The following is a 13,827-nucleotide window of genomic DNA, read 5'->3' on the forward strand; positions in this document are numbered from 1 at the left end:
TAGACTTTCACATGTAAAACTTCACACCCAGGGTCTCACACATGACATCTACTCAGTTTCACGCTCCGCAATCCCGACGCGTCTAAAGCGAAACCAATCCACTCGCCTCTTCGCGTGACTGGTAGGGTTGATAACCTTGGTGAACGATCGAGCCATCACTCTCGATCTGATACACCATGCCTCGCCACCGTACTCGCTTGGCGAACATCGCCGAGACCAATGCGAACGGATACAGCAACTGCACGATCACCACCGCCGGAGCCAACGCCAGAATCAGTTGCCGTGAAACACGTTTGGGCTCGTTTCGAATCGTGGCCAACTTGTGGTCCACCAGCCCAAGCCCGATGCAAACCATTAGCCACATCGTCAATTGATAAATTAGCCAGCCGCCCCCGAAACAAGCGGCACTGAACCACTGTCCCGACACCGCAAACCACCCCGCAGCGATCAAACAACTCAGCGGTACCAACGCGGACAAGAAACCATGAACAACCGTGAACCGCCAACTCGGATGATAGAGCCTCGCAACCAAAAGCTGACGTTTGACCCAGCCCATCAGCTCGCTAACCGAGCAGTCCTCTCGATTGACCATAATCACCGACGGCACAAACCGTTGACGCATTCCCTGTTGTCGCAGCAACCGGGTCAGCATCGTGTCCTCCGACAACCCCGCGCCCCAGTGAGTCTCTAAATCCAGCGTATCGACCGCCCGTCGAGACATCGCCAGTGAACCGCCCCAGGGGATATTCGCGGCAACCATCTGCCCCGTCGCAGCCGCATTCCAAACCAACCGCAAGCACGAACCCAACGAAGGTCTTGCAGGCAAATACCAACGAATCCCCGTCGTTAATTCAACGTCGTCACGTCCCAACGGAACCACCAATTCCTTCAACCAACCCGGATGTGCAATCGTGTCAGCATCAATCAACGCGATGGCCTCGACCGGGTCATCCAATCGCTCAAGGACTTGCAACAAGGCTGCATTCTTTAGCCCACACTGCCGAGGCGTGGCACCCAAGACCTCAATTTTGCAACCATCAAAGTTCTCAATCCCGGATTCTCTAATTCCCTGCCACGCCGTATCCGTTTCACTGTCAACGACGATTCGAATTTCGTAATCCGGATAATCCAGATTCATCAAAGCCGTGAGGCACTCCGCCAAAAAGGGATCGGATCCTCGCAAACACAGCACCACCATGACGTGCGCGTTGTTCGCGTCATAATCAGCTTCGTTAGAGCATTGGTCTTGGCTGCAATCCGCATCGGACGAACGACGAAAGATCGCCCAAACTTGGTTCAGTGCGATCACGATCTGCATTACCGCTACGGCCAACAAGAGACCCAGTAGCGACCACGCCCATCCCGATAGCAGCACTAAACGCTCTCCGACGATGACATCGATCGTTTTAAGCTCGGCCTACCCACCGACTTCGCAACGCCGTCGGTTCGCTGAATCAGCCCCAGACCCTGCAGCCGCGAAGCTCCGAGCTTCAACAGATCGAGATCTGCCGGCGGGCAAACGATTCCCAACGACGAAAGTTCTGCCGTCGTCTGGACGCAATCAAGTCGTTGCACCAGACCGCCGGCTTGCTCTGGGCTCGCCACTCGATCTGAATCTGCGACTTCCGATTGTCCGCTCAGCTCGCTGCCAAACTTCAGCATCTCTGCCATCAAACCCGCACCGGTATCGTCAGCACCTAGCGATTCGCCCCACTGTACCAACCGGCCGTGCCAATCTGCCGGAGTCACAATTTCGACGGCCAGTTCCGATTGCAACAACCAATCCCGTAGAACACTCGTTTGGAACGGAACCGGATTGGTCAAGTGATACGTGCCGCCCAAACTCTCGCGTCGTTGTGACAAACTCACGATCGCTCGACTGACAAAATCAACTGGCGTCGCATCCAGCACGACATCGTTCATTGGGGCCGCACCCAACTGAACACACATCAAAATCGCAGCGTGGAACAAGTCATCCTCATTGCCAATCCCCGTCCGGCTATCGCCAGTAATGTGCCCAGGCCGATAGATCGTCACCGGAACACCGCGACGGCGAGCTTCCAGCATTAACGACTCGCCAACCCACTTGGTTTGCGAGTACCCATAGAACAGGTCCTCGCACGCCGGCAGCGGTTCGGATTCTGATATCACTCGTTCCCGACGTTCCGCCGTGGCATGCACGGTGTAAGTGGAAACGAAGTGAACCGGCTTGATGTGACCCTGGCAAGCCAATCGCAGCACCTCTTGGGTTCCCCCAACATTGGTCGCTCGCAATGCCTCATAAGGCTGCAACAGGTTCACGTCCGCGCCATTGTGATAAACGACGTCGACGCGGCTGGTTAACTCATTAAAGTGATCCCGCGAGAGCCCAAACAACGGTGACGCCAAGTCCCCCAACACGATGTCGACCCGATCCAAATTTGACGAACCGGAAAGACCGTAACGATCCAGGTTCGACACAATTCGCTGCCGGGCCAAATCCACATCATCTGCGCGGACCAGACAAGTCACTCGCCCCGTCGTCTGATGCAACAAGTCGTTCAACAAGTGAGCCCCCAGGAATCCCGTCGCCCCCGTCAAAAAAGCGTTCGATGGGAATAGCGACTCCAGACGGGCCTCGTCCCATGGAACTCCGAATTCGATGTCCGCGTCCAGTTGAGCATCCGATACGAAGTCCGACGTCGATAAGGTTGATTCGCTCGATGAATCAGCCGCCGATGTCTCGCTTCCATCTGGATCAACACCGGTCATCGAAGCCAAAAACAACTCCGTCAACTGATTGATACTGGGCCCCGACAACAAACGGCTCATCGGAACCTTTGATGCAAACTCCGATTCAATCCGATTGACCAACTCCACCGCCATCAGGGAATCCAGTCCTAATCGAATCAGCGAAACGTCCGTGTCGATTTCCCCCGATGCGATCCCAAAGACACCCGCAACTTGTTCCAGCAAGAACTGCCGCATGATCTCCGGTCGTTGTTCCGACGATGCTTTCAGCAATCGCTTTTGTAAGTTCCCGCTACCACGTGCATCACGATCCCCTCGCCGGACATCCTCAAAATACGGCCCCGATACTTTGATCTGCCCCGACCGTCCGACCTGACTCCAATCGATTCCAGCAACCCCAACCACGTCGGTTTGGTGCAGTACCAATTCACCTAACGCATTAAATGCATCGTTCAGGTTTAGCGTGGGGAATCCGGTGTTCTTCAGGAACTCCGCTGTCGCCTGATTGCGGTGAACAAACCCCGCCCCGTCGATGGCACTCCAGTTGACCGACAAGGCCGGTAGTCCTGCGGCCCGACGATGCTGAGCAAGCGTGTTCAGAAACTCATTGCCAGCGTTGTAATGCGACTGGCGAACCGCCCCCATCAAGGTAGAGACCGACGAGAACAACATGAAATGTTCTAGCGGGATACCTTGCGTCAATTCATGCAAGTTCCAAGCACCAATCAACTTAGGATGCAAAACGCGATCAAAACGCTCCGCATCCATCTCCGTCACAAAATCATCGTCAATCACCATCGCGGCATGCACCACGCCGCGCAGTGGCCGCGAAGAAGCCTGAATCGATTCGACCACCGCCGCCACATCCCGGCGGTTCGTCACATCGCCACGTGCATCCACCACGTTAACGCCGTCGTTCCGCAATCGATCAATTTCCGCAGTCGTGCTTTCATCAGGCCCACTGCGGCTCATCAGCACCAACGAACGCACGCCTTGGCGGGCCAACCATTTCGCAGTTTCGAACCCGAAACCACCCGCTCCACCGGTAACGAGGAACGTGCCGTTGCCATCAAACAGATGCCCGTCTTCGGTACATCGCCCCACCTGAAGTGGAACAGTCGATCCGGCACCAGAACCTTCGCCCGCACCTTCGGCGCATACCTTGGTGAACTCATCATTAATGACAAGCACATTCTTTCCAATGTGTTCGCCTTTCGCCATCATGCGGAACGCATCGACGACCTCCGCGGCGGGAAACACTTGGTGAGTGAGCGGCCGGTAATGACCGGCATCCAACCGAGCGTTCAAGTCAGTCAACAATCCGGCAACCGAATCCGGACGATCGACAATGCACTGCGACAAATCGATGACGTGGAACGAAACATTGTTTCGAAGCGCCGCCAACCCTAACGGGCTGTTTCCATAGATATCTGCCTTGCCGATTTCCAGGAACCGTCCAAACGGAGCCAACACAGAAAGGCTTTTAGGAATGAATTCACCAGCCAGCGAATTCAGCACTGCGTCGACGCCTTGCCCGTCGGTCAATTCCATCAGCTCATCGGCAAACTCGTACGTCCGCGAATCCATCACATGCTGCACGCCCAGTTCACGCAACAAGTCTCGCTTCGCAGGCGATCCAGCAGTTGCAAAGACGTTTAATCCCAAATGAGACGCCACCTGGATCGCGGCTTGGCCAACGCCTCCGGCAGCCGCGTGAATCAACACGCTTTCACCCGCTCGCATCCGAGCCAGGTGATCCAGTGCAAACTGAGCCGTCAGGAACACCGTCGGCAGTGTCGCCGCCTCGGTCATCGAAACTCCAACGGGGCATCGCATCACCAATCGACGATCCGTGATCACATGCGAACGGAAAGCCCACGGAGCGATCCCAACGACGCGATCGCCGGCGGCAAGATCCGTAACCTCCGATCCGACTCTCTCGATGACTCCAGCGATGTCGTCACCGAACCAAAGCCGGTCCGGCGGATTGCCAGGATAAATCGCCAATGCCTTCATCACGTCACGGAAGTTGATCCCACCCGCCATCACGCGAACTTCCACGTCACCAGGCCCGAGCTCGCCGCGACGCGTTTCGTTCCAAGACAAGTTCTCCAGCACGCCAGGCCGTCGAGTCTGCAACCGATACGCCGGTTGAGAATCCACGACTTCCTGAACTCGCGGTTTCAACTGACTCACGGGCAGTCGTTGCAAACGCGACACAAAACGGCGACCATCACGGAAAGCGACATCGCGTTCGTTTTGAGACTGTTTGATTTCGCAAACCAAGTCATCAACTAACTCACGCAATTGCTGGTCTGACTCAGCATTGGTTGTCGCGGGCAAGTCGATCGTGGTCAAACCGCGAAGCGGCATCTCGTTCTTAATTACACCACTGAATCCCGTGATCGAAGACGCGGCCAATCCGCTCACTCGATCCGATGGTGTTACCGACCGTCCATCACGCGTCACGAAGTAAACACTCGACCGAGACGTTAAGTCCAAATCGTCGATCGCTTGAATCATCGTGCGTCCAGTCGCGACGCCCCAACGCTGTATTTCCAACAGATCCCTAACGGAGCAAAATTGATCGCCGGACGCTGCTGAACTGTCGTCGCTGCTCGCCACACTGTCCAGACTCCAACCGTGCACGAACACGCATTCACAAGCCGGTTCGATCGCCAGACTCGTCAACACGTTTTGAAACTCTTCGCGGCTTCCTTCAGCGACCGTGAACGTAAACTCGTCTACTCGAGCAAACTCACTCCCCCGCTTCAAGACAATCGCGGTCCGCCCCTCGTCGCGAATTCGATCGGCCAGTTGTTCAAGCATCCCGCCCTGATCCGCCAATAGCACGTTGATCATGGCATTGTCGTTGGCGACTTCACCGACCACTTCTCGATCTGGCTCGGCAGATTGCTCGGCGTCCAAATCCGGTGTTCGGTGAGCCAACAAGACAGACAAGTCCGAGCGCCCGGCTTCATTTGAATTAGACAGAACCCCCACATCGCCGAAGCCGTTCGCTTCTAACAATTGCTTCCACGCGCCTTGACCTAAAATAGGTGACCGAGACCGCAGGTCATAATCATCGAATCGCCACCATCCAGACAACAAGCCGAACACATTGTCATTGGCGGCGTCGTTTTCAGTGATCTCGTGTACTAACAACGCTCCATCATCAACCAAACATCGGCGCAAATTCCCGATCGTTTGCCTCAGATCTCGCGTTGCGTGCAAGACGTTCGCCGCGATCACCAAGTCGAAACCGGACGCCTGGATCGATTGGCTTGCAGGTTCTTTTTCAATATCGAAAACCGCAAAACGAACATCAACACCCGATCGAATTCGAGTCCGGGCCGCCGACACAAACGCAGGGCTAACGTCCGTGAACAAGTATTCCACCGGGACTGCCCTGCCCGCCTGTTCCGATGCCTGTTGAATCGATTCCAAAACCGCGTCGGTCATCGCACCGGTGCCGCCTCCCACCTCAAGAATGCGAAGTACACGCCGCTCCGGCAATCCATCAATCAACTGATCAACCGTTGCAGCCACCAAGTCACGATAGGCTGCCAAATCGGGGCTGTCGGTATAGAACCGCGTTAGTATCGCATTGGATCCACCAGGGAACATGCGTTCGATCGCACTGACCCGGCCAGACAAAATGTCAGCCATGGCGGGCATGGTCGCATGCAACAATTGGATGTCCGGTGAAGCGTCTGGAAACGCGTCGGCCAATTCCGCCAGTCGCTCTAGCACATTGATGGATTGCAGTTCGCGGACCACCGTCCAAGTTGGATTCACATCCGCAGCATCGAGTTCTTCAGACCGCTGCAAACACCCCGCATCCGCAAGATCGTGCAACTGCGAAGCCACCAACTCGTGGTACTCGTCGACAAAAACATTCGTCGACAGTAAATCGGATGTCGTGAACTGTTCGCCCACTCCCCAACCAAACCGACTACCCCAGCCTAACTGAATCCAGGCGGTTTGAATCGAATCCACGATCAACAAACGCATCGCTGGAATAGTGTTACCAAGATACTCATCCAAGCGACGAGCCTCCCTTGCGTCGGACCGATTCGGCGCAAGTGATTCAAGCCAACGTTGGGAACTCGGAAAGCCACAAGAACCTTCCACGCGAGTCCCCGGCAATCGGCGTTCTTTCCATCCAACGGTTAACAACAACTCTTCGTTGATACCGCCTGAGGTTCCGCTGGTTTGCGACGAATTACTAAGTCCTGTCCCTGCCGCGCCGTTTCGCTCTTCTGTACTACGCGTTGCCTTGACGCAAAACCCTCGAATGTCCGCCAGCAGACGGCCGACTTCATCGGTGACATCAATGTCACAACGGATCAAATCATCTTCAATGGTCCAGTTTTTGGCGATCGCGATCAATCTCGCTACGTCGACATTCCCCCACAAACGAACTCGGCCAATCGACTCTGGCAAGTAAAACTGCCCATCGTCTGTACCGCCACCGCCTTCAGCATCTTGACCTCCACCGCCAGTCGTCCGCAGCGCTGCTTGGAAGCAAGCGTCCAACACCGCCGGGTGAAACTGTGTGCCATCCGAATCATCGGCACTTTGTCGTAAAGAGTCTGGCACCTGAATCTCGGCGATCGAGTACTCCGAGGCATGCCACAATTCTTGAATCAACGAGAAATGTTCGCCAAATCCGTACCCCTTCGCCCGCAACATTCCATACAGTGACTCGTGGTCGACCGAACCGTCGCACTGTTGTTTCAGCGCATCGAGATCCTGAATCACCGGTTCGCTGTTGACCGGGTTAGGAACCAAACGACATCGACCGTGTAGTTCCCAGTTGATGCTGTCGGTCGAGCTGTAAATCTCGACTTGGCGTTGCCCTTCTTCGACCACAACTTGTAACTGCGTGATCAAATCGGAAGGCACAAACAACGCCGCCAATAACTCGATGTCTTCCACCCGAAAACGTTGATCAGGATAAAGCGTCGCCGCCACCGCCAATCCGATTTCCGCGTATCCGGACGCCGGGAATAGAATCCCATCCCAAACCTGGTGATCCTTCAAGTAGATCAGCGTGGCGGGATCAAGCGTGGTTTGCCAAGTCGGCTTGGCGGTCGCCATTCGCGTCCAGAGCAACGGATGGTCAGGCCGTGTTTGGTTGGTCAGTCGCTTGGCGGAGTCAAGCCAGTGTGGTTTGTGATTCCAAGCGTAAGCCGGTTGCCGCACAAACTGGCCATTGGATTGATTGATCGCACGCCAATTCAGTTTGCAAGTACGGACCTTGATCGGCCCCGCGTCAGACGCCGCAGCATTCGCACCGCCCGACTTCTCGATCACACGATCAACATGCATCCGGCCCAGATTCACAGCCATCGACATCGAAGCATCTTGGTCGCGAGCAATCGAGTGCAGCACGCTGGTGGATTCCGCCGCGATCAATTCGGAAGAATCCAGGATCGACTCAAGGGAACTACGCATCGCCGGATGCGGTCCCACTTCCAAATACGCTCGCCCGCCCATTTCAATTGCAGTTTCGATGGCAGCCGCAAACTGCACCGGTTTCCGGACGTTTTGCCACCAATATTCCGCTGACATTTCCGTCGTATCTTGGATCGTTCCCGTGACGCTGGAGATTATGGGAATCGAGCTTTTCGCCGGCGTTAAATCATCTAACGCCAATCGCAAATCGGATTCGATCACATCCATTTGATGCGTGTGAAACGCGTAGTCCAACTTCAACGAGCGGACAAACAGATCGTCGCCTTCTAGCTCCGCAACAATCTCTTCCATCGCCGACGTGTCGCCTCCAATCGTGACCAGAGACGGACTGTTGACGGCCGTCACGGTGACCTGGCCTTCATAACCAGCGATTTGCCGCTGGGCTTCTTCCAAGCCAACACCCACCGCCGCCATGCGGCCTCGTCCCGCGGTCGTCGCTTGCAAGCGGCTGCGGTGATAGACTAGACGCACTGCAGATGCCAAGTCATAAACGCCCGCCGCCCATGCCGCCGCGACTTCGCCCACACTGTGCCCCACTACGCATGCAGGGACCACACCCCATGACTCCCAAAGTCGAACCAAGGCAACCTGAATGGCAAAGATCGCCGGCTGCGCTACGCTGGTTTCATCGATCCGGCCATCGGTGTCGTCGTGTAGAGCCTCGATCAACGACCAACCGCTTAGCGGTTGGAACACAGCATCAATCTCTTCCATCGTTTCGCGAACGATCGTTTCCGTGCCGATCAGGTCTCGGCCCATCCCCAACCACTGGGAACCTTGACCAGTGAACACCATCACAGGCCCATCAAGTTGGTTCTCCCGTGAGGTACTTGGTAACTCCGAAGGATCCGAACCGGACCGACTAATGATAATTCCACTCTGCTCCGGCGGCACCGCTGGCGATGACGCACTTTCGCTGGCCGCCAGCCATTGGGTGATCCGCGACCTTAACTGCGCCGCGTCCTGACCGACGACCACCATTCGCTCGGAATGCTGCTCTCTTCGCTCGGCCGCCGACGTGCAAAAGTCAGGCAATTCGCCTGCGACGCCAGAAAGCACGCGGCGGTATGCCTTCGCAGTCATCCTCAACGTGTTCGCATCGCGCGCCGACAGCGGCAACAACAGCGGTCGCTGAGACTTTGGCGAGACAACCTCGCCGCTGAGCTCCTTACCATTGTGCGATCGCGAAGCCTCGTTCTTACCAAATGGACTTTGAGCTGCCTGCAACACAACATGCGCATTGGTGCCCCCAAAACCAAACGAATTGACACCCACAATCGGCTGCGCGTCCCCGGTCGCCTGTGCACGGTTCACTCGAACGGGCGAGTTCTCGTCAACAATTTGAAGTCGGTGTTCTGCTAACGGGATGTTCGTGTTGATCGATTCAAAGTGGGCGTTGGCCGGAATCTGGCCTCGCTGCAGTACTAGAGCCGCCTTGATCATCCCGGCGATTCCGGACGCGGATTCGAGGTGTCCTAAATTCGTTTTGATCGAGCCGATCAACAGCGGCTGGTCGTCCGATCGTCCCTCGCGGAACACCTCGCCCAGTGCAGCGGTCTCAATCGGATCACCCACGGGGGTTCCCGTGCCGTGAGCCTCAACGTACGAAACATCCGCCGGGTTCACGCCCGCGTCACGATACGCTTCGCGAAGCATACTGGCTTGGCCAGCCGATGAGGGAACCGTCATGGATGATGTGTGACCATCTTGATTGACACCACATCCACGAATCACCGCATAGATCGGATCACCGTCTTGCATCGCCGTCGCCAAAGGCTTCAGCAACATCACTCCCGCGCCTTCGCTGCGAACGTACCCGTCGCCGCGATCATCAAACGCGAAACACGCACCGGTCGGTGAAAGCATCGACGCTTTGCTGAATCCGATACTCGCATTGGGTAGCAACAATGCGTTCACGCCACCGGCCAATGCTGCCGAACAGCGACCCGCCCGAATCGACTCCACCGCCATCGCGATCGCCACCAGTGCCGACGAGCAAGCCGTGTCCACGGTCAGGCTAGGACCACGCAAATCCAACAGGTAGGAAATCCGATTGGACAGAATACTGCCCGTTGCCCCGGTGTTCGTGTGAACATCGATTTGCTCCGGGGCATCCAGTTGCAACGTGCCATAGTCGTGGCTCGATGCACCGATATACACCCCAACCTCATCGCCACGTAAACGACTCGGTGCGATTCCCGCATCCTCAATCGCCTCCCAAGCGGTCTCCAGCAACCAGCGTTGTTGAGGATCCATTCGTGCCGCTTCACGAGGCGAAATCCCCCAAAAGCCAGCATCAAACTCTTTCAGTTGCGACACAAAGCCACCGCGACGACTCAGTACCCGCCCTTTCGCCGCCGCATCGGCATGATGGTACCGGTCCAAATCCCAACGATCTGCCGGCACATCCTGCAGCGCATCTTCGCCCGAGATCAACAGATCCCACAACGCGTCGACTTCATTGATCCCGCCGGGCAACCGGCACCCAATTCCGACAACCGCCACCGAGTCATGAGGTGGCTGACTCTCCTGTTGAGTCATGAACGAATACATCCTGTGTTGTGGTACTTGGTCGCTTAAATCAGATCCAAACCCGATCATAACAAAGCAGAGTCAATCTGAACGCGCCTGCAAAACGAGGATCTGATCCGGCAATAGTCGCCGTCATCGGCTATCTCAAGACACAGACGCCCTAATGCGATCCCCGCACACAACGTTAGGCGGGTCGGAGGCATTCAGCATGACTCAGCAATGCCGCGAAGCCGCACACCTAATAAGGAGCGGATACGAATCCATTAAGCAGGTCAATTTCCGGTATCTAAAGCGCGATGATAAAGTCGATCAGAGTCGAATTTATCCAACCAGCAGCCCGCTGATGTTGCGTCGGCGCATAAAAAAAGCCGCCTGTCGATTGAATCGACAGGTGGCTTTTGATGGAGGTAGACGGACTTGAACCGACGACCCTCTGCTTGCAAAGCAGATGCTCTCCCAACTGAGCTATACCCCCTGGGAAGCGTCAAAGGTTACCGAACCGCAGGCTAACAGGCAAGACCTGTGTTGCTGAGGATCGGAGATCCTTTTCCACTTATTATGGGCGTGCCAGAACTCGAATCTGGGACCTCGTCGTTATCAGCGACGCGCTCTAACCAACTGAGCTACACGCCCGAATCACCATTCAACACCCTTGGGGTGCTAACAGTTTGCCAACCACTTCTTACGCGGCCGACCTTCTATTCCTTATTTCCGTGGTGAGCCGAAACCCACAACGAATTCCTGAAGACTGGCCTCAGGAAGGGAAGGAGTTTAGGCACTTTTCTGTGAATGTCAAAGCCTCTTTTGACTGGTTTTGCACTCAGTTTTTCGGATCGAGCAAGTTTTTTCGGGTTCCTGACGGGGAACTCTTGAATCGACATTCCCCTGAACGTTCCGGTTTATGCAAAATGCTGGCTTCCAGTGCGGTAAGTTCGGTGCGACCGTTACGTCCCTGCCCAACGACCGCTACCGCCCCAGCGCGAATTTTGGCCACATCAGAAGGATTTGAAACTTCACCATGAGTAAAGCGTTTCCCCGCCGCGGGCCCCGTCAGTCGGTGCGCCGTCTCTCCGCACTTGTTGCCACCGGGCTAATGGCAATGCCGTTCGCTACATCCCACGCTGCACCGCCGTCGGCCAAAGCGGCTCTAGGACTGAAGCCAGTTCAAAGTGACGTCGAATATGATGTCGTGACCGGAGATGCAGCAGATCGCTGCACGGTACGAGATATCGAACGAAAAGATTGGTCGGGCTGGGAAGTCGTGGCCGCTGACGGATCGCTGTTGCGCCGTTTCGCGGACACCAACGGTGACAAGAAAGTCGACCTGTGGAGCTACTTCCAGTACGGCATCGAGGTTTACCGCGATGTCGACGCCAACTTCAACGGCAAGGCGGACCAGTACCGCTGGATGGCCACCGGTGGTACTCGCTGGGGCTTGGACAAGAACGAAGACGGCCAGATCGATGAATGGAAAATGATCTCCGCCGAGGAAACCACCAAAGAATTGATCTCGGCATTGGCTTCCGCCGATGCGGACCGTTTCGCGATTCTGTTGGCGACCCCACGGGAAATGAAGGACGCTGGCATCGGCGAAGACTTGCTGGATAGCTTGGTTCGCAAGGCGACTCGGGCAGCATCCAAATTCAAAGACTACGCTCGCACCCAAAAGGCAGTGGCTCGAGATGCGAAGTGGATCCAGTTCGCTTCGGCAGCTCCCGGAGTCGTTCCGGCTGGGGAGATGGGCTTTGAGAAAGACGTGATCGCCTATGAAAATGCGGTCGCAATGTTCGACAACGGTGACCAGGCCGGCTCCGGGCAATTGTTGGTCGGCACGATCGTGCGTATCGACGACAGCTGGAAGCTGATCGACCTGCCCGTGCTCGCTGAGCCAGGCGAGCCGATTGCTCAATCGGGCGGCAACTTCTTCACCCCAGGTGGCTCCAGTGCGGTCTCGCCCACAGGATCCAGTGCTGGTGATTCGAAGACACAAGAATTGGTCGGCGCACTTGAATCGATCGACGCAAAGCTGGCCCAAGCAACCGCCGCGAAAGACATCGCGATCTTGAACGAGCAACGTGCCGACGTAGTCGAACGACTGGTCAGTGCCTCGACCACCGCCGAAGAACGTGACACCTGGACACGCCAACTGGTCGATACGGTTAGCGTTGCTGTTCAAAGCGGTGCCTACCCTGGCGGCCTGAAACGTCTGCAAACCTTGGCTAAAACGCTTTCACGAGCCAAGGGATCGCAAAGCGAGGCCCTACAGGCCTACACCGAATACCAATTGATCGGTACCGAGTACATTGCTCGCCAAAGCCCCGACGCAGACTTTGCCAAGATCCAAGAATGGTGGCTCGGTGAGCTGAACGGTTTTGCCGATCGCTACCCACGGGCACCGGAAACCGCACAAGCGAAACTTCAGTTGGCCTTGAGCAAAGAATTCGAAGACCAAGAGCGTGAAGCCCTTGGGTTCTACAAAGAAGTCGCCCGCGATTTCCGTGGAACCGATGCAGCCGAACGTGCCGCTGGAGCGGTTCGTCGCTTGGAATCGGTCGGGAAAGAAGTCGATTTGGAAGGCCGCACGATCGATGGCAAACCATTCCGACTCTCACAACTACGTGGTCGCCCCGTCGTACTGCACTACTGGGCCAGTTGGTGTGAACCTTGCAAACAAGACATGAAGCGTCTTCGCAGCTTGCAAGCCCGCTATCAACGTGCAGGCCTACAGTTGGTCGGTGTCAACATTGACAACACCCGCCAACAGGGCATGGAATCCTTGAAAGAGAATTCGCTGCCATGGACTCAGCTTTACGAAGACGGTGGATTGGAAGGCAGCCCACTATCGCGTCAATTCGGCGTGCAAACGTTGCCAACCATGATGTTGATCGACGAAAAAGGCCGCGTCGTGCGTCACAACGTTGGCGTTGCCGAATTGGATGACGAACTTGCTGACATGACAAAGTCACGTAAGTAAATCGCATCGGAAGATGCCTGAAACAACGAAAGCCGAAGTATTAGGAAGTCCCTAACGCTTCGGCTTTTTTCGTGGTTCGAGGCTATGCTCAACTTCTCTGTTCTAGTAGG

Annotated in this window: 3 protein-coding genes and 2 tRNA genes; 1 reads left to right on the forward strand and 4 read right to left on the reverse strand. The window is 55.9% G+C overall.

Features of this window, described 5'->3' with window-relative positions; translation table 11 throughout:
* Positions 1-82: 82 nt before the first annotated feature.
* The 4 genes from ACR3ZL_RS00065 to ACR3ZL_RS00080 all read right to left on the reverse strand — a co-directional run bounded on the left by ACR3ZL_RS00065 (position 83) and on the right by ACR3ZL_RS00080 (position 11,376).
* Positions 83-1,375: a glycosyltransferase family 2 protein gene (locus ACR3ZL_RS00065; RefSeq protein ID WP_486173126.1), complete on the reverse strand. Its 1,293-nt coding sequence runs from the start codon at positions 1,373-1,375 to the stop codon at positions 83-85.
* On the reverse strand, positions 1,375-10,752 hold the full coding sequence (locus ACR3ZL_RS00070; RefSeq protein WP_486173127.1) for a thioester reductase domain-containing protein: 9,378 nt from the start codon (positions 10,750-10,752) through the stop codon (positions 1,375-1,377). Before ACR3ZL_RS00070 ends, ACR3ZL_RS00065 begins: the two co-directional genes overlap by 1 nt.
* A gap of 393 nt (positions 10,753-11,145) precedes the next feature.
* Positions 11,146-11,218: transfer RNA gene (locus ACR3ZL_RS00075), tRNA-Ala, on the reverse strand.
* A gap of 84 nt (positions 11,219-11,302) precedes the next feature.
* A tRNA-Ile gene (locus tag ACR3ZL_RS00080) sits at positions 11,303-11,376 on the reverse strand.
* 385 nt (positions 11,377-11,761) lie between these two features.
* Between ACR3ZL_RS00080 and ACR3ZL_RS00085 the strand changes: the two genes are divergently transcribed.
* Positions 11,762-13,717: a redoxin family protein gene (locus ACR3ZL_RS00085; RefSeq protein ID WP_473649913.1), complete on the forward strand. Its 1,956-nt coding sequence runs from the start codon at positions 11,762-11,764 to the stop codon at positions 13,715-13,717.
* Positions 13,718-13,827 lie beyond the last annotated feature (110 nt).

It is taken from the genome of Rhodopirellula sp. J20-39 (assembly GCF_057365095.1).

Excerpts from the sequence above, each read along its gene's own strand:
- ACR3ZL_RS00070 (WP_486173127.1), bottom strand. The coding sequence starts at position 10,752 with ATGACTCAACAGGAGAGTCAGCCACCTCATGACTCGGTGGCGGTTGTC.
- ACR3ZL_RS00085 (WP_473649913.1), top strand. The coding sequence starts at position 11,762 with ATGAGTAAAGCGTTTCCCCGCCGCGGGCCCCGTCAGTCGGTGCGCCGT.